General features: G+C 38.9%; 21 protein-coding genes. 9 read left to right on the top strand and 12 right to left on the bottom strand.

What is annotated here, in order from left to right:
• Positions 1-357: 357 nt before the first annotated feature.
• Complete coding sequence (gene metA, locus N780_RS11940; RefSeq protein ID WP_036784218.1) at positions 358-1,287, bottom strand: homoserine O-acetyltransferase MetA; 930 nt, start codon at positions 1,285-1,287, stop codon at positions 358-360.
• A gap of 224 nt (positions 1,288-1,511) precedes the next feature.
• Here metA and N780_RS11935 point away from each other — a divergent pair, with 224 nt between their 5' ends.
• A complete protein-coding gene (locus N780_RS11935) occupies positions 1,512-1,856 on the top strand; it encodes a hypothetical protein (protein ID WP_036784216.1) in 345 nt (114 codons plus the stop codon).
• Positions 1,857-1,883: 27 nt separating this feature from the next.
• Here the strand turns inward: N780_RS11935 and N780_RS11930 are convergent, their stop codons facing one another.
• Both N780_RS11930 and N780_RS11925 read right to left on the bottom strand, forming a co-directional pair.
• Positions 1,884-2,597, bottom strand: coding sequence for a glycosyltransferase family 2 protein (locus N780_RS11930; RefSeq protein WP_036784213.1), 714 nt, complete (start codon positions 2,595-2,597; stop codon positions 1,884-1,886).
• Positions 2,594-3,295, bottom strand: a complete 702-nt coding sequence (locus tag N780_RS11925) for a glycosyltransferase (RefSeq protein WP_052115047.1) — start codon at positions 3,293-3,295, stop codon at positions 2,594-2,596. The genes N780_RS11930 and N780_RS11925 overlap by 4 nt, the downstream gene beginning before the upstream one ends.
• 92 nt (positions 3,296-3,387) lie before the next feature.
• Between N780_RS11925 and N780_RS11920 the strand changes: the two genes are divergently transcribed.
• Entirely contained in the window at positions 3,388-4,362 is a 975-nt protein-coding gene (locus N780_RS11920; protein WP_036784211.1) for an NAD-dependent epimerase/dehydratase family protein, read from the top strand.
• 5 nt (positions 4,363-4,367) lie between these two features.
• A complete protein-coding gene (locus N780_RS11915) occupies positions 4,368-5,333 on the top strand; it encodes a glycosyltransferase (RefSeq protein WP_052115045.1) in 966 nt (321 codons plus the stop codon).
• A gap of 84 nt (positions 5,334-5,417) precedes the next feature.
• Here N780_RS11915 and galE read toward each other — a convergent pair whose 3' ends face one another.
• From galE to N780_RS11900, 3 genes are read right to left on the bottom strand one after another with little or no spacing between them, the layout of a single operon-like run.
• Entirely contained in the window at positions 5,418-6,410 is a 993-nt protein-coding gene (galE, locus tag N780_RS11910; RefSeq protein WP_036784209.1) for a UDP-glucose 4-epimerase GalE, read from the bottom strand.
• Positions 6,411-6,446: 36 nt separating this feature from the next.
• Positions 6,447-7,724 (bottom strand): UDP-glucose dehydrogenase family protein, encoded by a 1,278-nt coding sequence (locus N780_RS11905; RefSeq protein ID WP_084599556.1) that lies wholly within the window; start codon positions 7,722-7,724, stop codon positions 6,447-6,449.
• A 5-nt stretch (positions 7,725-7,729) separates the two neighbouring features.
• Entirely contained in the window at positions 7,730-8,548 is an 819-nt protein-coding gene (locus tag N780_RS11900; protein ID WP_036784206.1) for a UTP--glucose-1-phosphate uridylyltransferase, read from the bottom strand.
• Between the two features lie 328 nt (positions 8,549-8,876).
• Here N780_RS11900 and N780_RS11895 point away from each other — a divergent pair, with 328 nt between their 5' ends.
• Positions 8,877-9,680: a hypothetical protein gene (locus tag N780_RS11895; protein ID WP_036784204.1), complete on the top strand. Its 804-nt coding sequence runs from the start codon at positions 8,877-8,879 to the stop codon at positions 9,678-9,680.
• Between the two features lie 56 nt (positions 9,681-9,736).
• On the opposite strand, the gene N780_RS11890 is transcribed toward N780_RS11895, so the two are convergent.
• Positions 9,737-10,723, bottom strand: coding sequence for a glycosyltransferase family 2 protein (locus tag N780_RS11890; RefSeq protein WP_036784202.1), 987 nt, complete (start codon positions 10,721-10,723; stop codon positions 9,737-9,739).
• Positions 10,724-10,848: 125 nt separating this feature from the next.
• Between N780_RS11890 and N780_RS11885 the strand changes: the two genes are divergently transcribed.
• The 3 genes from N780_RS11885 to N780_RS11875 all read left to right on the top strand — a co-directional run bounded on the left by N780_RS11885 (position 10,849) and on the right by N780_RS11875 (position 13,719).
• A complete protein-coding gene (locus N780_RS11885) occupies positions 10,849-11,766 on the top strand; it encodes a glycosyltransferase family 2 protein (protein ID WP_036784200.1) in 918 nt (305 codons plus the stop codon).
• Positions 11,767-12,522 (top strand): glycosyltransferase family 8 protein, encoded by a 756-nt coding sequence (locus N780_RS11880; protein WP_036784198.1) that lies wholly within the window; start codon positions 11,767-11,769, stop codon positions 12,520-12,522.
• Positions 12,523-12,636: 114 nt separating this feature from the next.
• The gene (locus tag N780_RS11875; RefSeq protein WP_052115043.1) at positions 12,637-13,719 is read left to right on the top strand and encodes a glycosyltransferase family 61 protein; all 1,083 of its coding nucleotides are present in this window, start codon (positions 12,637-12,639) and stop codon (positions 13,717-13,719) included.
• Between the two features lie 323 nt (positions 13,720-14,042).
• On the opposite strand, the gene N780_RS11870 is transcribed toward N780_RS11875, so the two are convergent.
• The 4 genes from N780_RS11870 to N780_RS11855 form a co-directional block, all read right to left on the bottom strand.
• Positions 14,043-15,581, bottom strand: coding sequence for an IS1182 family transposase (locus N780_RS11870; protein WP_036784196.1), 1,539 nt, complete (start codon positions 15,579-15,581; stop codon positions 14,043-14,045).
• Positions 15,582-15,721: 140 nt separating this feature from the next.
• The gene (locus N780_RS20070) at positions 15,722-16,870 is read right to left on the bottom strand and encodes a thermonuclease family protein (RefSeq protein ID WP_198135856.1); all 1,149 of its coding nucleotides are present in this window, start codon (positions 16,868-16,870) and stop codon (positions 15,722-15,724) included.
• 128 nt (positions 16,871-16,998) lie between these two features.
• Positions 16,999-17,745, bottom strand: coding sequence for an HAAS domain-containing protein (locus N780_RS11860; RefSeq protein WP_036784194.1), 747 nt, complete (start codon positions 17,743-17,745; stop codon positions 16,999-17,001).
• Between the two features lie 4 nt (positions 17,746-17,749).
• A complete protein-coding gene (locus N780_RS11855) occupies positions 17,750-18,076 on the bottom strand; it encodes a PadR family transcriptional regulator (protein ID WP_036784192.1) in 327 nt (108 codons plus the stop codon).
• A 248-nt stretch (positions 18,077-18,324) separates the two neighbouring features.
• Between N780_RS11855 and N780_RS11850 the strand changes: the two genes are divergently transcribed.
• Positions 18,325-18,864: a GNAT family N-acetyltransferase gene (locus N780_RS11850; protein ID WP_036784188.1), complete on the top strand. Its 540-nt coding sequence runs from the start codon at positions 18,325-18,327 to the stop codon at positions 18,862-18,864.
• A gap of 272 nt (positions 18,865-19,136) precedes the next feature.
• On the opposite strand, the gene N780_RS11845 is transcribed toward N780_RS11850, so the two are convergent.
• Positions 19,137-19,961, bottom strand: coding sequence for a Cof-type HAD-IIB family hydrolase (locus tag N780_RS11845; RefSeq protein WP_036784185.1), 825 nt, complete (start codon positions 19,959-19,961; stop codon positions 19,137-19,139).
• 322 nt (positions 19,962-20,283) lie between these two features.
• On the opposite strand from N780_RS11845, the gene N780_RS11840 reads away from it, so the two are divergent.
• Positions 20,284-21,585 (top strand): aldehyde dehydrogenase, encoded by a 1,302-nt coding sequence (locus N780_RS11840; protein ID WP_036784182.1) that lies wholly within the window; start codon positions 20,284-20,286, stop codon positions 21,583-21,585.
• Positions 21,586-21,604 lie beyond the last annotated feature (19 nt).

Here is a 21,604-nt window from a genome sequence, read left to right as displayed (position 1 = left end):
TACCCACCCCTTTTAGGGGTGGGTATTTTTTTGGGAAGGGGGGACAGGTACCTTGTCCCACTTTTTTGGGCAGGGGGCAGTAAAAGTGGCTGTATTTGTGACGTTATGAGGTAGATAAAATGAAAAAAGGTCACTGATTCAACCGATCAGTGACCTTTTATTAGGTTTTTGTATTCAAAAAGTAAGAGAGCGAGGCTACCAATGACCTTTTTAAAGGTTATAAAGCTTGAAAGGTAAGAGAATGTCGCTCTCTGTTACCTTTTGACTTGAGAAAGGATGCAAAAGGTAGTAGATGCCCCCATGGGGACAAGGTACCTGTCCCCATGGTCCACGCGGCCCGCTTGTCCCCCCGGCCCGCTAAATGCTCCACAAACCCTCCGTGCCCCATTCGTAAGGAGTCTCCTGATAAACGCAATAATTCAGCCAATTCGAGAATAGCAGGTAGGCCTGTGATCGCCAGCGATTGAGAGGTTTCTGTTCAGGGTCGTCATCTGGATAGTAACCGGATGGAACATTGACATCGAGCCCTTTTGCTATATCGCGCTCATATTCTTCAGCTAATGTAGTCGATTCATACTCGATATGACCGGTGATCATCACATGCTTCTCATCATTAGACATCATCAATAATGCCCCAGCTTCCTTTGATGAAGCAAGGAGCGTTAATCGGTCGTTCGCAAGAATCTCCTCTTCTGATACATCAGTGTAGCGTGAATGAGGAGCCAGGAACGCATCATCCATTCCGCGGATTAACTTATTCGTCTCATTCATAATACGATGTTGAAAAACACCCGATATTTTCTCAGGCAGTTCATACTTCTTAATTCCGTAATGATGATACAGAGCCGCTTGTGCACCCCAACAAATATGAAGCACAGAGGTAACGTTTGTTTTCGTCCATTCCATAATTTCCGTTAGTTCTTCCCAGTATGCTACTTCTTCAAAAGGGAGCTGCTCGACAGGGGCGCCAGTAATAATCATCCCGTCGTAATTTTTCTCTTTAATGTCATCATATGTTTTGTAGAACTGACTCAAATGGGACTTGCTAATATTTTTCGATTCGTATGTAGACGTGTGTATGAATTCGACGTTAACTTGTAATGGTGAATTACTGAGTAAACGTAGCAATTGGCGTTCGGTTTTCTCTTTCTCTGGCATTAAGTTCAGAATGAGGATATTCAAAGGACGGATATCCTGGTTATTGGCGCGTGGGTCTTCCATGAGAAAGATGTTTTCTTTCTCCAAGATGTCTTTAGCAGGAAGTTGCTCTGGTATATTAATAGGCATTCGTATTCACCCCATATTTGAAATTTTTCAATATTTTATCTATTATAACAAAATTTAATGTATTCACCATCCCTGGATAGCAGGTTCCTTGCTTTATTTCGCTGTGGCGGGACAAGGGACCTGTCCCCAGATCCCAAAAAAATGCTTAATCGTCCAAACATTTACCCTTCATGTTGAATAGTCTATATATGAGTTGAAATTCACGATGAAAGGAGAAATAATGTATGGGATTTAAAGAGTTTGATGAATTCGATGATTTCTATGAAGAGGATGAGTTTGAAAGTAAGAGTGATTTTGAAAAGATTCAAAGTCTAAACAAGTGTAAATGCAAAAAATGTGATTGTTTGTGCAACCTTCTTAATAAATTTGCTAAAAACAAAGATGTAATCTTAAAAACAAAATCAGGAGATATGATTGAGGGAGAGTTATTAGCCATTACGAAAGACTGCTGTGCTGTTGTTCTTGAACCTGAGATGCTTACACCATATATGGAAAAACGAATTACTGCTGTTAGGTGTGAAGATATTGAGAGTTTCTCAATTGAACTTCCACACAACTCCTCGTGTTAAGTACATCTCTGATGTACTTAACTTTTTTTATTTCAGTTCATGTATATGGTTAATCTTTCGTATAAAGGTACTTCTACTGCGTAAAAGTGTATCTTTCATATCGGAGGTGTGATGGGCTGGATCGTTATAGCGGATGTGAATATAGTGTTGTTCTGATGTTGAATACATAGGTAAACCTCTCTCGAAGCACCTTCTCTGAAGACCGCTATCTTCTCCTTGATTAACATCTGGGAAAGGGTTCGTTCCAACCAAACATCGATTCCAGACCATAGTGGCTCCGCATAGAAAATGCTTGCTACTAAACGATTCTTCAACGTTCTTAGTAACCCATCTGTTTTGATGGTGAGGGTGATAAAGGCGTAGCTCACCAAATGCTTGTAAGTAGATTTGAAAACTTCCTTTACCGACCACAGCACACTGCTTAGACGTAATCGTTTGCACAGCTTCTTTAAGGAAGTGATCCTCATAATAATCATCGTCATCCAATTTGGCTACCAAATCGTATGTGGCTATTCGGTTCCCGTAATTTAGACATTCTCCAAGGGATTGATTCTTATCTAACTGAAAACATTGAGCCTGAATCTGTAAATCCTTCATCGTTTTTTGAACCTTTGATAGATTAAACTCCTTAGAATGAAGTAAAAGAATGAGTTCTTTATAGGGAACTGATTGACGCTTATAGTTTCTTATAATGTTCTCTATAAACTCCGGACGCTTTGTGCAAACAATGACAGAAATCAATTCTTTTCACTTCCTTTGCCAAAGTAATGATCGAAATCATTTGTTAAGGCTACTTTGTGGCAATGATGAAATAGACGGTCATCGCTGACTGTCCATGAATGTCCATGACCTAAGCCATATCTTTTTAGTACATATCCTTCGGCGCTGCCGGAGTATAAAGGAATTCCTCTTTGTATACACGCCTTCTGAAACCCAATGTCCTCTCCTTTATTGAGGTGAGGGAAGCTCGAAATGCCTTTTTTAAACACAAGTGTCCCGCCAGCTAAAGGAGTCTTAGTCGTTTGAATCCTCGCATTTTCCTTTCCATTCTGGAATAAAGTGAGCCATCCATTCTCTTCAAAATAGATATAGTACGTTGATTTCCCTACCACACCAGCATGATGGTGCTCCATATCCATTAATGATTGCTTCAGATAATCGGTGCCATAATAGTCATCATCATCAAACTTAGCGATCGTTTCATAAGAGGCCTTTGAAGAAGCCACATTTAGACACTCTCCTAAAGTGGTTGATGAGGGTCTTTGTTCTACATGAATAGATTTATAGGATTTTACTTTCTCTCGATAAATATCTATATCCAAGCTATCGGAATTTAGGATAAGGATTAACTCTTTAGGGGAAACATTTTGCCTCAGAAAGTTAGCAAGTAAATTATCGAACATGTCCTCACGGATCGTACTCGTGATCACAGTTATCATCACAAATGCCTCCTGCCCATACAAAACTCCTTATTCTTTCATATGATAATGATCATCATACTATTCAGCAATTAGGATCGGAGTGTGGCAAATTGACGAAAAGAATCGTAGTGACAGGTGCAGCTGGGTTCTTAGGATCTCATTTAGTGCAGGAATTAATTGAAGAAGGTCATGAAGTCATTGGAATTGATAACTTCCTCTCAGGGTCAGAAGATAATTTGGCTCATCTCAAAGATCGTTTTACGTTTGTGGAAGCAGATGCTTGTTCAACAGATTTATTGAAGCATACGTCGATATACGATATAGACGAAATCTATCATCTAGCTTCTCCTGCGTCTCCGAAATATTATCAACAATTTCCCTTTGAAACCATTGCGATTAATACAGACGGTACGAGAAATATGTTGAACCTCGCCGTTCAACAAAAAGCTAAAATGGTCTATACGAGCACGAGCGAGGCATACGGGGACCCTCTTATACATCCTCAATCTGAAAGCTACCGAGGAAATGTGAATACGTGGGGGCCACGTGCTTGTTATGATGAGGCAAAGCGTCTAGGAGAAGTATATTGTTATGAATATTTTACCCGATACCATACAAAGGTAAAGGTAGCTAGAATCTTTAATACCTATTCTGCAGGCCTTGCAAACGATGACGGGCGCGTGATCTCGAACTTCGTTAACCAAGCTTTAAAGGGTGAGGACATAACTGTATATGGGGATGGAACGCAAACGCGCTCATTCTGTTATGTGACTGATACGATTAAAGGGCTTAAGTTGATGATGAAACGAGATGAGGCAAACGGTGAAATCATAAATCTTGGCAACCCATATGAACATACCATTTTAAATGTAGCTCAATTGGTCAAACGGCTAACCGGAACTAAGAGCGCAATAACTTTTCACCCTTTACCTGAAGACGATCCAAAGAGAAGAAAACCGACCATTGATAAGGCAATGGAGTTGTTAGGATGGAAACCCGAAGTTTCATTGCAGCATGGGCTGGAACAGACTATTAACGCTTACCGAAACACCTTACAAAAATCCATTAAGGATAAAAAGGGGTAATTCTCTTGGAACTGTCTGTCGTGACTGCAGTATACAATGGTGCTCAGTACATTGAGGAGGCTATAGACAGCATTCTTAATCAAACGTATGAAGCATTTGAATGGATTATCGTAAATGATGGTTCCACAGATACAACGCCCTATATATTAGATAGTATTACTGACAAGCGAGTACGCATCATACACAATGATCAAAATAAAGGAACGGCTGCATCACTGAATAAAGCGATAGAATGTGCAAGAGGGGATTGGATCGCCATACAAGATAGTGATGACAAGAGCGTCCCTCATCGTTTAAATACTCAATTAGCTTTTCTAAAGCAACATCCAAAGACCCAACTTGTCGGGTCCTTAATCTCATGCATTCCAGGCGCAGAGAAGATATCTTCTCTGCGCCTGCGTAAAGAGGCAGAGGGGAGTAACCGTTTTAAGGAAACAGAAGAGTTGATGAAGAATCGGTTTCACGGCTGCCATCTGGCTCACGGAACGGTCATGTATTCGAGATCGTTATTTAATGAAGTAGGGGGATACAATCCTGCAATTAAGGTTGCGCACGATTACGACTTATTTATGAGGCTTTACCAGGTGACAGACCCTTATAAATTAAATGAAGTCCTTTACCTCTCGCGGGTGCATCCAAATTCCTTATGTCGTAGTGATATTGAACAAACGTGGAGAGAGGTGGTTGAGGTTTCTACCGATTATTTAAAAAGAATGATCCCTACTACTAGTAAAATCATTCTTATAGGTTCACCTCAAGCATGTAAACAACTTATGCTGCTAAATAAACCGTTCCCAATTTATGAGCATATAGACGTATCATCTCTGAAAGGTGAGAACCACGCTGATCCATCTCAACATGTTATCCTTATTCTGGATCATAAACACGCTAATCGAATCTCGGATAGAATGGAACGTAAAGGTTTTTCTTTAGGGGAGAACCTATTTAAACTATGGAATGTATACGGATAGGTTGATAGATTAACGGTTGTCTGCTAAATAATTATCAAAAAAAGAAACACGATTTTCGTGTTTCTTTTTCATTTCTAAATGTAGTTAAGGAGTTGATTGGTAGCCATCAGGGTGCCTCTTCATCCACTCCCAGTGTGATGAGATCATATCTTCTAATTGATGATGAGGCTTCCAGCCAAGTGATGATTGAATCTTCGTTGAAGACGCCACGAGGTGAGGGGGGTCTCCAGCACGCCTTGGCTGGGAGGTATAGTGTACTTTCTGGCCCGTTACCTTTTCGCATGCCTTAATGACCTCTAAAACAGAATATCCTCTTTCTGATCCGATGTTATAAACCTCTTGTTGGTTAGAAGTATTTAAAATCGAATCGAGGGCCCTGATGTGTGCATCTGCTATATCATTTACGTCGATAAAATCTCGAACGCACGTCCCGTCCTTTGTTGGATAGTCTGAACCATATATTTTTAACTCTTTGGAACCCTCTGCGATATGATTCAAGATCGAAGGGATCAGGTGAGTTTCAGGTGTGTGATCTTCTCCGATCTCACGAGATGGATGTGCTCCTGATACGTTGAAATATCTTAGAGAAATGTAAGATAATCCATGTGCACGCGAGAAATCTGCTAACATTTGTTCAACCATCAACTTAGAGCGCCCATAAGGGTTAATTGGGTGTGTAGGGTGCTTTTCATCTAATACGGAAGTGGTTGGTAGTCCATAGGTCGCGCATGTAGAAGAAGCAATAATCTTTAGGACGTTATGCTTCAACATGCACTTTACTAACTGCAAAGAATTAGCGACATTGTTCTCGTAATACTTCTCAGGGTGAATAACGGACTCATGTACATAACAAAGGGCAGCTAAATGGATGACAGCGTCCACGTGAAACCTTGTGAACACGTCTTCTAATAGCTGATTGTCTCCGATATCGCCCTCAATAAATGTGGCTTCTTTGTCAATTGCTTCTTTGTGGCCAGTTGATAAATTATCGATGACGATGACCTGATATTTCTTTAGGATTAGTTCCTTTACGATATGGCTTCCTATATATCCTGCGCCACCTGTAACAAGAATCATCGATAAATTTCCCCCTTTGTTTTAGGTTCATATCTTTTACCTTCCAACTCCATAATACTTATAGCCCATAGATCGCATTTTATCTCTATCCAACATATTTCTTCCATCGAAAATAACTGCCTGTTTCATCATATCTTTTAAATCATTCCAATCAGCCTCTTTATACTGAGGCCAATCTGTACAGATAATGACAGCTTCTGCATCTCTAACTGTTTCTTCTATTGTGGCATTTTGTACGGTACTCTCTAATGATATGTTGACAATAGGATCATGTGTATGCACTTGAGCACCCGCTTTTTTTAAATAGTCAATAATGAATAGACTGCGAGTTTCTCTTACATCATCAGTATGGGGTTTAAATGATAATCCAAGGACAGCGACTTTCTTATGGTTTAGGTCCCCCGTGTTTTCTTTTATCTTCTCAAAGAAGTATAAGGGTTGGGTTTGGTTTACTTGGGTCGCAGTGTTTAAAATGGACAAATCAGATTGATAGGTGTTTGCAATCTGAATTAATGCATTTACATCTTTGGGGAAGCATGAACCACCATATCCGATTCCAGCTTCCAAGAAGGAATTACCTATTCTGTGGTCTAGGCCCATTCCTTTTGAAACTTCATTAATATCGATGCCTAACTTATCACACAATCTCCCAAGCTCATTGATATAAGATATCTTAAGTGCGAGAAATGAGTTAGCTGCATACTTAATCATCTCTGCTGCAGAAGGGGAGGTTTCGATAAGCGGACATGTTAAATTCTTATATAATTCTTTTAAGAGTAGAGTTGCTTTGTGACTAGAAGTTCCTAAAATTACACGATCAGGATGTAGTGCATCTTGAAGGGCAGAGCCTTCTCTTAAGAATTCAGGATTTGATGCTACTTCGAAAGGAATAGATTTAATTTGAGAGGCAAGTATCCATTGCGTCACTTGTTTTGCCGTGCCAACAGGTACCGTGCTCTTAGTAACAATGAGTTTGTAACGGTTTATATATCTTCCAATTGACTCAGCTACCGATTTCACATACGACAAGTCTGCACTACCATCCTTAGATTCTGGTGTGCCTACACAAATATAGATAACGTCATTTTCTTTAACAGCTGTTTGTACATTATTTGTAAAGGTAATAGTCCCATTGTTTAAATGTTTCTTTAGTAAATCTTCAATACCTGGTTCGTAGAAAGGGAGCTTACCGGACTTCAACATGGATAGCTTGCTCTCATCCAGGTCCAGTCCTGTTACATCATGCCCCATTTCACAAAATAGAAGGGCAGTAGTGGTGCCTACATATCCCGTTCCAATTATTAAAACTTTCATACTGGCTACACCTTTCCGTTTAATTTATGAAAAAGGAAATTTATTAGCTTCACATATTCTGTTTCTTGGGCAATATCATAGCGGTCCCCGTTGATTTCTATACCATAACAATCTTTATTGGCTAACATCTTTTGGATACCATCTGTAAGTTGTATTTCTGCTCCGACTCCTGGTTTGAGGTCTGATAAGTATTGAAAAATCTCAGGGTCAAATACATACCTTCCTATGACTGCTAGTTGAGAAGGAGGATTTAATTGAGGTTTCTCAATGATATCGAGTACCTTGTAGCACTCCTTTGAAATCTCTTCGGCTTCCACTACCCCATAATGTTTAAGTTCATTCTTTCTCACTTTTTTTAAAGCAATAATATTTCCTTTATGTGATTGATACATATTTATAAGCTGAGTGAGGATGTTTTCTTCTTTAGTGATCATAATCTCATCCGGCAACATAACCACAAAGGGGTCAGATCCTACAAATGATTTCCCTAGTAGAATGGCAGAACCCAGGCCGGTTGGTTCAATTTGTCTTACATACTGAAGGTGCACATTAGGTGGGGTGATTATTTTTATTAGGTCACTCTTATGCTTAGCTTTTAAGTGCTCCTCTAACTCAATAGAACGATCGTAGTAATCTATAATCATGTCCTTTGAGCGAGATGTAACAATGAGGATTTCTTCTATACCCGCCTCTATTGCTTCCTCTACTAAATAATCAATAGCTGGTCTTCCACATATGGGGAACATCTCTTTAGGCAAGACTTTTGTTATAGGTAAAGATCTGGTTCCCATACCAGCAGCAGGTATAATGGCTTTTTTGATCAACTTATTTCCCCCTTTCGGACGACTTAGGTTTACAGTATTCAAATAGAAACGTTGTGGAAGTTGTACTTAGGTATTTTGGGCTGTATAAATGATCGGGGAATAGAAAAAAGCCTGCGTAAGGTTAGCAGGCATCTACTTACATTTATAAATAAATCTTAATGGGAGCTTTAACTACACAAAGGTGGAGTGAGTGAATAGATTGTAAGAGTAAGGATCTAAGGGGGAGATAGTAGTTTAAATTCTAAAGAAAATAAAAATAAAAGAGTTTGAAAAATTTTACTTGCAAACCTCTTAGTTAATAAAAAGGGTCCCTAGAGGAGGGGAATGAATGGGCAATGAACCAAAAAGAAATTTAATTATGGGCTTGATTTCTCACTATTCTTGGGAAGATATAAAACCATTTTTTTTATCATTAGAAAAGGTGAATTATAGTGGGGAAGTTGTTATGTTCTTTGAACATATTAATGAAGAAACCCAAAATACTCTAAAAAATTTAAACGTTAATATAAGTCTTATCCCTTACGAAAGAATAGGGTTAGAAAAAACTTTCGATATTATTGATTATAGACATTATCTTTATCTTAACTTCTTGAGAGCGCATGGACATCGCTACAATAAAGTTTTATTAACAGATGTTAGGGATGTCTTCTTTCAGTTAAATCCATTTGATGCTGGATGGAGCGATGGCTCTATAACTGTTGCTAAAGAAGAATTGAAAATAAAAGATGAATATTGGAATACGAAATGGATTTTAACTAAATTCGGAAATCATATTTATCAACAATTAGAAAACGAAACCATTATTTGTGCAGGAACAACTTATGGACCAACCGAATTGATTTTAGCTTATTTAGAAGAAATGGTTTATCATTTATTCCAACTTCATTACTTTCCTCAAATTATTAATGATCAAGCTGTTCATAACTATTTAATTCACTCAGGCAAAGTTCAACCAGTAGCTTATTCTGACAATGAAAAAGGCCCCATAATGACTGTGGCTTTTGAGCATAACTTTCATATTAATCATGCAAACCAAATCCTGCTTAAAAGTGGGGCAGTTGCAGCTATTATTCACCAGTATGATCGGCATGAGCATTTAATGAACTTAATTAAAGAAAAGGTAGATGAGTAAGGTCGTAGAATTATTTGTTTTGTGGATGTATAATCAACACCAAAAAATAGGCACACCTATGGCATCCAAACCTTAAATAAATTATCAGTGTATGAAAACCCTCTTTGGATTAAAAAGCGCAAAATCTCGTTATATCTTATGCTGACAGATAATATAACCCCATCGTAATGACCTGAACGTATAATGGTTCCAATCTCTCTTAACTTGTTAATGTTATCTTCATTCACACAATGCATCATTAGATAATCATCTCTTATTTTGAGATTCTCCTGGTAAAATTTAATGTTGCTTTCTGTGCCTAAAAATAGGATATTTGGTTTCCTGTTTAAATGGGCATACCTTATTTTTGAGATATTCTTAAAAGTGCTAATTAAGACTTCATTGGTGGTAACTAATTTATTGGAATGAGCTAGAGAGTCTCCATGAACCCTGTATTTATATAAAACCTCCGGAATTTTAAGGATGTCTCCTTTATCAAACATTCTCGTCCATAAATCATAATCATAGGCAATCTTAAACATAGGATCGTAACCTCCGATTGCATCATGTGCTTCTTTTAAATAAAAGCCGCTGCCATGGCAAAGAGGCGTACTGAAAAATTGGTCTACTCTTAGATTAACTTTATTATTAAAAAAGGATTCTTCCCATTCTAATGATGATTCATCCATCTTCTCCTTTCCTGTTATACATTCAATCGAGGAACCAACGGCCACAAGCTGGGGGTGTGATCTCACATAATCTATTTGCTTTTCAAGCCTATGTTTGACGCTCACGTCATCCGCATCTTGAATAGCAATCCATTTTCCCTTAGCTTCTTGAATACCGATATTTAATGCATTAGCGGCTCCACCGTTATTCTTTAGGTGGATCACTTTAACCCTTGAATCTTGTATTTTATCCAGGATCATCTTTGTATGGTCATGGGAGCCATCATTCACGATAATATATTCAAATTCGGTAAACGTTTGGTTCAAGATGCTATCGATCGATTCTTTAAGGTACTCTTCGCCATTATATACAGCAGTCACAACAGTTATATCCATCTCTCTCCTCCTTATTAAAGCTATCTGAACCATTGTATGTAAACAAAAACCTCTTTAAATACAACACGAATAAGATTTTTGATGAATAAACTACACTGATTATTCATTAGGAGAGGAAGAATGTTATGAAAAAGGTGTACTGTGTTGGTATGGTGAAAAATGAAGCAGACATCATCGAGTCGTATATACGTTATCATCTCAATATTTTTGATGGCATCGTGCTTCAGGATAACGGTAGTACGGATCGTACCATAGAGATTATCAAACTATTACAATCAGAGAACCTTCCCATTTATCTGCTCCAAGACGAAAACTTATCCTATGCTCAAGGTGAGAAGACCACTAAATTAATTCATTATACGTTTAATAAATTTGAGCCGGAATTTATCTTCCCTTTAGATGTTGATGAGTTTTTAATATCACCCAATCACTCTGCAAACCCGAAAGAATTCATAAATAAGTTATCATCTTCTAAGATATGTTACTTAGAAAGAGAACTTACGTATTTTCCTATACACTTAGATGAAAAAGAGTCATTTGTACCGGCTAGAGTCACTTATGCAAGTCCCATTAAAGATTACTGGCCAAAGGTAATTGTATCGAAAGAGATATGGGAGAAATACTCACCATCGATTACAGGTGGCAACCATGACTTGATGTTTGATAAGACAGGGGTGCAAGTTGAGGTGTTACAAGATCTGAAGCTCCTCCATTATCCTTATCGATCATTAGAACAAATAAAGTCAAAAATAACTGTCGGTTGGATTAACACACTAGCAACTCATTATTATAATGAAGGGCATAATTATCATTGGCAGGAGTTATTTGAAGAACTTAGAAAAAACAATTTACATTTTGACATGAATAAGATTTTGCAAAATGATGAAAGAAGTGTCCCGATGAAGTACGCCTTTTGTTCTCCGATAGAAATGAAATATACAAATCATGATGAAATCAGTGCGGTTAATAATCTATTACTCTACTGTGAGGCCTTAGCAACGAAATACAGAGAATTAGATCAACGTTTACGAGAGGGGTATTAGATGGACCCGATTTCAATTGTTGCACTTAGTAATGACCATTACGCGGTACATTTAGCTACCATGCTTTTTTCTTTATTTGAGAATAAAAAGGATGAAACAGAATACCAAATTTATATTATAGACGGGGACTTATCTCCTGAAAACAAAAGCAAGATCACTAAGCTTCTACAACAATATGATGCTACTCCTATCTATTTAGGTGTTGATAAAACAAAGTATAAAGACTGTAAGGGGTGGGGGCATGTAAGCCAAGAGGCTTTTTATCGAATATCTATTCCTGAGCTTTTAGATCACAGTGTGAAAAGAGCCCTTTACCTTGATAGTGACATGATTATTAAAGGCGACCTCCAAGAATTGTGGGACTCTAATCAATTGGATAGCTATGCCTTAGGCGCAGTTGTAGACCCTGTGGATTTCGCTGGTATTACACTGCCTGAAGGGTATGAATACTTTAATTCTGGCGTTTTGCTCTTTAATCTTTCCAGGTGGAGAGAAGAAAACATTTCAGAAAAGGTTCTGACATTTATAAGAGATAATCCTTCAAAGATTATGTGGTGGGATCAGGATGCCCTTAATGCGGTCTTATACGACAACTGGTTTCCACTCGATTATAAGTGGAATTTTCAAGTCTTTAGAATGAAGGATTTGAATATAGTGCCAAAGGTTATTCACTTCAACACAGATGTGAAACCCTGGAATGGAAATACATTTCTTAAAGAGGAATACGAGTTCTATAGAAATAGGCTGGAATGGTAGACGTCTAACACCTCTTGATTTTTCACGATCAATTCTATGGCCAACTATGTCTTGACCCTAAGCTCCTGGCTGTTAGAGAAAAACAAAATTCAGAGGGGAAAAGGAGGTGTTTCTTTGGATCAAACTTCTTTGCCATTTGGAACCTTTGAAACTATAAAAGATTGGTTAGATTCAGAAGGGGATTCTTGGGCAGGTGGGAATATGCTTAAGAAAATCCACGGGGAGTTTCCTGTACCACAGAATGCAAAGCTCCGGCCTCCTTGTCCTCCTTCATGGTATCCCAATCAGTTTTCAGGTGGTGATGTGTCGGTTATTCCAAATGGGCGTATATGGGGGAAGAATGGTGCCATTCTCACTCCTGACAATTATTTGATAGGCGATGTATCTTTTGAAGGCGTTCACATTACATCTGAAAATCACTCAATTTTCAAGCAAAAGGGGCTTCCTTCTGTTTCTCATTATAAGAATGTAGCCGACTTAACCCATGTTTATAGCGGAAATTATTATCATTACATGTATGAAGTACTTCCTAGAATTGACTTGCTTCATCAGAGTAACTTAACCATTAATTATTATGTCGTCAATGAAGGTTTTGGGGAAAGGTACCAATCTGAAACTTTGAAACGATTAGGTATAGACGAGAGACAGCTAGTGCCTACACATGATCATTTTCATCTTCAAGCTGAAAAATTAATTGTACCATCCCAGCCATCTTTCCCAACTAAGTGGGCTTATGAGTTCTTGCGTAAAACCTTTTCAAATCCCAACACCTCCTCTTCTGATAAGAAAAGGATTTTTATTAAACGTAGATGGTCGCGAAATTTCACAAATATTGATCAATTAGTAGAGCTTTTAGAAGGATTAGGTTTTGTAACATTGGAATTGGAAGACCTATCAGTAGCTAATCAAGTTGAAATCTTTTCTAGTGCAGAAATAGTAATTGCTGCGCATGGGGCAGGTTTAACAAATTTAACCTTTTGCCAGCCAGGAACAAAGGTTCTTGAGATTTTTGCACCAACTTACATCATTCCACACTATTGGGCGATTAGTGCTTTGGGAAATCTGAGGTATCACTATCTTATCGGTGAACCAAAAGACTCTTCTTCTGGTGTGAAGAACGAATGGGCAGGAGGAGATAATATCACGGTAGATATTGATAAACTTAAGACATATATAGAAGAGAATTTGTTGGCGTAAGGGATTGGGGGACAGGTTCCTTGTCCCGCCTTCTGGGACAGGAGAAGGATAGGTGGCTGGATCTGTGTCTTCTTGAGGTAAATGTAAACGAAAAAGGTCACTGATCCAATGGATCAGTGACCTTTTAATAGGTTTTTGTATTAAATAAGTAAGAGAGAAAGGGTATCTGCGACCTTTTCAAAGGGAAAAATGCTTGAATGGAAAGAGAAGGTCGCTATCTGTGTCCTTTTGTAGAGGTAAAGGATGCGAACGGTAAAAGATGCCTCTCTAGCGGGACAAGGTACCTGTCCGAGGCCACTGAAAAAAGGGGTGTTTTTTACGCCTTAATTTCGGCTAAGAGGCTTTGACATTGAATAATTCAATAAAATGGTAAAATGCGTATTATATTTACCTTTATTAGAGGATAGGATCTTGCCTATCCTCTTCAAGTTAACGGCAATAGCCGTTAACTTGGCCTGTTTAGACATACTTAAGCGACTGTACCACCTGGCACAGTCTAATCCGTGGAAGTTTTTCATCTCCCCATTCTTCCATTCCTGACAAGCTCGTTTTCGATACTTCTCTTTAAACTCATCAGACTTTTGACGTTGGCTATAACTATAAAGTGCCGGTGTGTTCACACCGACTTCCATAATCTTTGCCACAGTATTTGCGGTAATGCATTCATTCCTCAGAGGACAGCTCCTGCACGTCTCACGTTCAAAATAATATTTTAGAGACTGTTTGCCACACTTTCTAACTTTGTGATCCTTTCGAATTGTTTTATTCCCTTGATCACAAAACCATTCATCTGAATCCTTATTATAACTAAAACGATCCTCATCAATTTTATAGGCCATTTCACTAACTGGAATATATGGAATAGCTCCGAGCGATTCAATACTTTCTAGTATTGGCTTTCTAAAATAGGCTTTATCACCGAAGAATTCTTTAATAGTTAATCCACATTTCTTCGTCTTGTCTAACAGTTCATCAAAAGCTTTTCCATCTACATACGCTCCATTTTCTACATGAACGGCAGTAATAATACGTTCTTCTGTTGTCATCATATATTCCGTTTTGTAACCAAAGAATCGCTTCGTTTTACTTTTGTGACCGACTCGCGCTTCCTGATCAACGATAGAGCGAACCCCTTTAGATTGGAGGAATTTTGGGTCTTCTAATATTTCCTTAGCGTTCTCAATAACGCTTTTGGTTTTCGGATGATTCTTAAGTTCTACGGCTTCTTCAACTTGTTTCATCGTTTTTTCTAAATGAGACTTCATCGTCTGTTTAGCCTCTCGATGGTCCTCTATCTCCTTGTAGTTTGGGATATCCTGGTCCAATTCCTCCGGAATTGACCCGTTTTCTTCATCCAAATTTCGATAGATTTTCTTTGCCAGGCGCTTCATGACCCTTTCAGGGGTTGCTTGGAAGGTATGCGCCCGTGTGTGAGTCGTATCTATAGTTAGACCCGAACATTTGATAATTCCTTTTTCCACACACTGCCGATTAATGGTCTCCAGGATCTCATCAAGTAAAGAATCACCTAGCCGATGAACTCTGAACTTTGATAATAAACTTGGATCAGGCAGCTCATCTTCCGGGTTTATTCCTAAGAAGTATAAGTAAGCTAGATTTAAAGAAGCTTCTTCAATTAAGCGTTCATCAGATAAATCATATAAGTATTGAAGAACTAACAGTTTTACCATAAGTTCAGGTTCTTTGGCTGGTCTGCCATAGTATTTAGAGTAGGAATCTTCAAGAAGATCGTTAATGAAACTAAAATCAATCGCTTCATTAATCCTTTTAAGAGTATGATTTTCGGGGATTTTATCGTATAATATAGAATATAAACTTGCTTGCTTATTTTGAGTGAGCATTAGAAAAAGCCTCCAATTTGGTAGATGGTTTCTAGTCAATTCTATTTTACCAAACTTGGGGGCTTTTTCTTTATGCTTTTTTATGATTACCTTTTTTTAGGAGTCGTTTTTCAGTGCCTTCTACCTGTCCCCCAGTCCCGCTATAAACTCTCGCAAGCTAGCCCGTCATTATCCGATCCATCTAATCGATGGGGGTCTTGTTCTGGGCCTCCTGCTGCTTCAAAGAAAGCCTGGGCTTCTTCATGAGAATTGAAATCTCCGCAGTCACGATCGGGGCCGTCTGGGTCATAAGGTAAACTACTTCCGTTTTGTTCTTCAGATGTTTTGGGCTGCTGGGTATCTTCCTTAGCATTTGATGAAACGAGTACTTCCTGGTGGAACCCGTCATCTTGAACATAGTTGCCTTCTACACTCCAAATGCCAAGTTCTTGAGATTTAGCCTGATTCTGTGCTTTCATGAACGTTTCGTAATGGGTATAGGGAGGGTCGTACCTATAGGCTAACCGAGCATATCCATTTTCGAGTAATGCTTTATTAAAATTTCGTCCTTCTATCCAAACATAAGCAAGAAGTCGGTCGTATTTATCCCGTTTCGGACCGTCAAATTCGAGTCCAACTTTTGTTCCTGGTGTTAACATCTTCTTTGCATATGCCGATGCTTCTGGCCCGAATTCTTGAACAGGCTTTGATGGGTGTTTCACTTCAGGTGTATCCACAAGTAACAAGCGCACGTCTTCGGTTTTCCCGTTGTAGGTAACTTCGATGGTGTCGCCGTCTACTACCCTTGAAACAGTCGCTTGTTCATAAGGAGAGTTCTTCTTGTCTTCTTTGCTACCGTTATTGTTTAATTGGTCTGATTCATCTGTAGTTTGTTCTTCTGTGTCTTCTTTCTTGCTCTCGTTGGCAGTGGCGTTATTTTCAGTTTGCTCCGAGCTTTGCTTCTCTTTATTATCTACCTCATCAGGCTTGTTATCACTATTTTGAGGATTTTCTTCTCGTTCTTCCTTGTCCTCTTGAGTGGTAGTATCCTTTGATTCTTCCGCTGGCTCAGTTTCTTCAGCATAATCTTCTTCGCTAGATACAGTTGTTTCCTCCTCCATTTCTTCAAGGGAAGGAGCGGTAATACCAAACAGAATGAAACTGGCTACTAAGATTGCCGGATAAATTTTTAACACTTTCTTGCGACTCGCCTTGTTGCGATTCCAGAAGATTGCGAGTTTAGGAGCTATTAAGCCTGCAATCAATCCGAAGAATGACAGGAGCACGAGTATCATAAATACATTATTCAAAAAAAGTCCTCCAAACGTTTTTCAATCAGCGTTCATTATAAAATACATAGTAACTACAGATCAAAATAATTCCATCTTTCCTATAGGGCATTCAAAAAAAGACTGCTACAGTAGCAGTCTTTTTACCGTTAGGTTTGTTGCTCTTTCTTTGAAACGATCAGCAGGTAAATGCCGACCAATAAAAAAGGTAAGATACTGTTAATGATTAATTTAGTGTCCCCTTGAATTCTTGTCATATCAATAAGCACCTTTGGCAGGAACAAGAGAAGTGGAATTATAATCGTTACCCACGATTTACTCCATACAGCGATTCCGATAAAGACCGAAATGGAAACAACGACCGCCGACGCGACTCCAAAGGTTCCTAACTGAAACGCAGGTGTTTCAATAAAGTGATCTAAATAATAAATGCCAATAAATAATGCAGTAGGGACCATTCCGACAATGGATAGGATGAGCCATTGTTTGGTTGTAGATAATTTAGTGCTAGCTAAATATTTAAAAGCGGCGCCGATAAGAAAGAGGTTGATTAGGAAAACCGAGGGGTAACCGATGATCTCTAGTAATGCGTATTCTAAGTTACCTCGAATCGCGTCCTCCAGAAGGATAAACGAAAAGCCCCCAAGGATAATAATAGGAATAAACTTTAATACGCCTGTGAGATCAAGTGGCATTTCATCTGCTAACTGATTCATGTAATCTTTTGGAGACTGACCGATGATATCATCCACGTCTTTTCCATTCTTCTCAGCTTCATATAAATGATCTTCTAACTCTTCAACAATATCATTAATTTCTTGTTCGTTCTTACCGCTAGACAATAAGTACACCCTTAGATTTTTCAAAAATTCCTGACTTTCCTTAGATACCTGCATTTATTTAACCATCCTTTCCTAACAAAGTATCAACGCTTCCTGAAATAGCACTCCATCTCTTCTTGAACTCCTCTAGTTCTTCTTCTCCCTTTGAGGTTAAAGAGTAATATTTACGTTTTGGTCCACCTGAGGGCACCTTCTTTTGAGTCGTTGCTACAAGCCCTTCCTTTTTCATACGGAGTAATAGGGGATATATGCTCCCTTCTTTAACCATAGTGAAACCGGAAGCATGTAGTTTTTCTATCATTTCATAGCCATAGGTTTCTCCCTTACCAATAATCGAGAGAAGACACCCTTCTAGAATGCCTTTTAGTATTTGACTTGAAGACAATCACGTTCCTCCTTTTAATAGGTTAGATTTCGCTAACTAGCATGTAATGCAATATAGTTAATCAAAAAAATAACCAGAACCCTCAACTACTTTGTAATACAATATAGTTTAAAGATAATATACATTAGATGGAAACTCAAGTCTTTTGTTAATTTGTGGGATAATGGACCTGTCCCTAAGTCCCTTCTAGTCCCTTGAGTGTTACAATGTGTATAACGGTATGAATAAAGCGATAGGAGGTGATTTAATTGACATCAACTGTGATCTATATAAGGGCGTTTACAATGGAGGATATAGAAAGTTTGCTTCAACTACAGCAAAACAACCGGGCATTTTTTGAATCCACCTCGATGGCAAGAGAATCTGGCTTTTATACATATGATAATCAACTTAATAGGATTAAGAAGTTTATAGAATACCAAAGGCAGGATCAAAGTTATAAGTTTGGTATTTTCTTAAGGGAAAATGATGAGTTGATTGGAGAGGTGGGCTTATTTGAGGTGAAGCGGGGCGCCTTACAAAGCGCTATGATCGGTTATTCTTTGGCGCATGCTTATAACGGCAAAGGATATGCTACAGAAGCAGTAAAGTTAGTTGTTGCATATGCGTTTACTGTTTTGGGGCTACATCGTATTGAAGCGGGTGTTATGCCAAGGAACCAAGCCTCTTGTCGTGTGTTAGAGAAAGCAGGTTTTCATAAAGAGGGACTGGCAATTAAGAATGTGAAGATTAATGGAACCTGGGAAGATCATCAGGTGTTTGCGATTATTAATCCGAATGATCCATAAGTGTGGTGAATTCTTCAAGGGGTGCCATGATAATCAATGACATTTAACCAAATTAAAGAATAAAAGAGGTCACAGATCCAGAAGATCAGTGACCTTTTTCTTAAGCTAAGAACTAAAAAAGGTAAGAGAAGAAGGTTATCAGCGACCTTTTCCTATCCTCAAAGCCCTCAAATGTAAGGGAAGGCTGCTATCAGTGACCTTTTCTTAAGATGATGGGTGCAAAAAGGTAACCGATACTCCGAGCGGGACAAGGGACCTGTCCCCAAGTCCTATTACTTATGGGATAGCTCACCTTTCAACATAAACTCCTCAACCACCTGTGCGACGCCATGGTTCACATTCGTATCGGTCACAAAATCCGCGATTCCTTTAATATCCTCAGGGGCATTTCCCATTGCCACGCCAAGACCAGCGAATTCAATCATTTCCTGGTCATTGTAACTATCGCCCATGGCAATTACTTCTTCGCGTTTCACACCAAGTTCTTGTATTAATTTCTCAATGCTTGTTCCTTTTGTAATGCCTTTATCAGTGAATTCGAGGAAGAATGGCTTCGAGCGCATGACGCTAAATTCGTTCCCTAGTTCTTCTTGAAGTTTCTTTTCAACAACTTTAAGGTGCTCAGGTTCTCCAACCATTAGCACTTTCACAACGGGTTCAGTCACACCGTCCATAAATGAATCCACCACTTTAATCGGAAGACCTGTCAGATCTGATTCGATTGACGTATATGGGTTTTCTTCCGCTGTAACGATTTCATCTCCAACATAGGTGTGGATCTGAACGCCTTCTCGCTGGCTAATTTCGTTTAGCCGACGGACGGCTTCTACACTTAATGTCTGACTAAAGAATTCCTCATTTGTATGGCAGTTAATAATCTTTCCGCCATTAAAGGAGAGAATGAAGCTTCCGTATTCTGCAAGGGAAAGCTCTTTGGCGAAAGGTACCATGCCATAAGTAGGTCGCCCTGATGCGAGTACTACTTTTCCTCCTTGATCTTGTACTTTCATTAAGGCCTCTTTATTTCGTTCTGATATCTTGTGGTCATTGCCAAGTAATGTATCGTCTAAGTCTAGAATAATCATTTTGTAAGACATGCCTGCATAATCCTCTCTTTATCTAGCTTCTTTTTGTATCTATTGTCATTTTACTAGAATTCTTAACAAATGGGGAAGGGTCTTTCATGTGAAGTAGGGGGGAGATTGTGGATGAGGGCTTGTTTAATAGCTCTTGTTTCCTTAATAAAATATTGAGATTGACGATTATTTCGCATTTCGAAACAAATAAATTGACCATACTTTACTAGAAGCGTATCTTTATATGCACGCTCCATTCTTTGAATAATAGAAGCAACGAATCTAGAAAATTTATTAAATAGAATACTCATTTTGATTGAGACTTGATAAAGGAGAATCAATGATGGAAAACTATCAAGAACTAACGCAAAAGCAGAAGTCATTTTTCCGTACTGGGAAGACGAAACATACACAATACCGTATCGATACTTTAAATAAATTGAAAGATCTTATGACAACCCGTGAACAGGATATTCTAGACGCTCTTAAAGCGGATCTGAATAAACCAGAAGGGGAAACAAAGCGTGCCGAGATTGGTCTTGTCGTAGCGGAAATCAATTATATGATTGAGAACCTAGTGCATTGGTCCACACCGGAAGAAGTAGACACGCCATCAACACATGAGGGGGCTACAAGCTTTATCACACCTGAGCCTTATGGTTCCGCCTTAGTCATTGCCCCATGGAACTATCCGATTCAGCTTGCGCTTCTTCCGTTAGCAGGGGCAGTGGCGGCTGGAAACACAGCGGTCTTAAAACCATCTGAATTAACGCCAAACACATCCAATCTATTAGCAAATATGATCAATGACAATTTCTCAAGAGAGTATTTATGTGTCGTTGAAGGGGAAGTCGAAACAAGTACAGCTCTCTTAAAAGAGGACTTTGACTATATCTTCTTCACAGGTAGTACAGGTGTAGGGAGAATCGTTGCAGAAGCGGCGGCTAAGAACTTAACCCCTACAACACTTGAGCTAGGAGGAAAGAGCCCTGCCATTGTGCATGAAGATGCGGATCTTAATGAAGCAGCAAAACGTATTGCTGGCGGTAAATTCGCCAATGCGGGTCAGACTTGCGTAGCGCCAGACTATGTTCTTGCTCATAGCCGTATTAAAGATCCATTAATCGCTAAAATCAAAGAAGCAATCACAAACACGTATGGAGAAAATGTCTCTGCAAGTGACTATAATCACGTTGTGAGTGAACGACATTTCGATCGTCTGTACAACTTCTTGGATAATGGAGACATGGCTGTAGGAGGAAGATCAGATCGATCTCAGCTGTTTATTGAGCCAACGGTGTTAGACAATGTTTCTTTTGAAGACCCTGTCATGCAAGACGAAACCTTTGGCCCGATCCTTCCGGTGTTGACGTACGAAGAGACTTCACAAGCGATTGATACAGTTGCGAATCGTCCAAAACCATTAGCGCTATATCTTTTCTCTGATGATCAAGAGGTGCAAGATGATGTACTGAACAACATTTCCTTTGGTGGCGGTGCGATTAATGACACCATTAATCACATGACGACGCACTACCTGCCATTTGGCGGTGTGGGTGATAGCGGGATGGGCGCTTACCATGGTAAAGCGAGCTTTGACACATTCACACACTTTAAGAGCATTCTTAAACGTTCAAATAAATAAGGAATAAAAAGGGCTAGGA

Source organism: Pontibacillus chungwhensis BH030062 (genome assembly GCF_000770675.1).
Taxonomy (GTDB): Bacteria; Bacillota; Bacilli; order Bacillales; family BH030062; genus Pontibacillus; species Pontibacillus chungwhensis.
This window is presented reverse-complemented; position numbering and strand designations above follow the sequence as displayed.

Bases quoted from the DNA above. Each gene is read 5' to 3' on its own strand.
- metA (WP_036784218.1), bottom strand. From the start codon at position 1,287: ATGCCTATTAATATACCAGAGCAACTTCCTGCTAAAGACATCTTGGAG.
- N780_RS11935 (WP_036784216.1), top strand. From the start codon at position 1,512: ATGGGATTTAAAGAGTTTGATGAATTCGATGATTTCTATGAAGAGGAT.
- N780_RS11925 (WP_052115047.1), bottom strand. From the start codon at position 3,295: ATGATAACTGTGATCACGAGTACGATCCGTGAGGACATGTTCGATAAT.
- galE (WP_036784209.1), bottom strand. From the start codon at position 6,410: ATGATTCTTGTTACAGGTGGCGCAGGATATATAGGAAGCCATATCGTA.
- N780_RS11905 (WP_084599556.1), bottom strand. From the start codon at position 7,724: ATGAAAGTTTTAATAATTGGAACGGGATATGTAGGCACCACTACTGCC.
- N780_RS11895 (WP_036784204.1), top strand. From the start codon at position 8,877: ATGGGCAATGAACCAAAAAGAAATTTAATTATGGGCTTGATTTCTCAC.
- N780_RS11890 (WP_036784202.1), bottom strand. From the start codon at position 10,723: ATGGATATAACTGTTGTGACTGCTGTATATAATGGCGAAGAGTACCTT.
- N780_RS11885 (WP_036784200.1), top strand. From the start codon at position 10,849: ATGAAAAAGGTGTACTGTGTTGGTATGGTGAAAAATGAAGCAGACATC.
- N780_RS11880 (WP_036784198.1), top strand. From the start codon at position 11,767: ATGGACCCGATTTCAATTGTTGCACTTAGTAATGACCATTACGCGGTA.
- N780_RS11870 (WP_036784196.1), bottom strand. From the start codon at position 15,581: ATGCTCACTCAAAATAAGCAAGCAAGTTTATATTCTATATTATACGAT.
- N780_RS11860 (WP_036784194.1), bottom strand. From the start codon at position 17,745: ATGCAGGTATCTAAGGAAAGTCAGGAATTTTTGAAAAATCTAAGGGTG.
- N780_RS11845 (WP_036784185.1), bottom strand. From the start codon at position 19,961: ATGTCTTACAAAATGATTATTCTAGACTTAGACGATACATTACTTGGC.
- N780_RS11840 (WP_036784182.1), top strand. From the start codon at position 20,284: ATGGAAAACTATCAAGAACTAACGCAAAAGCAGAAGTCATTTTTCCGT.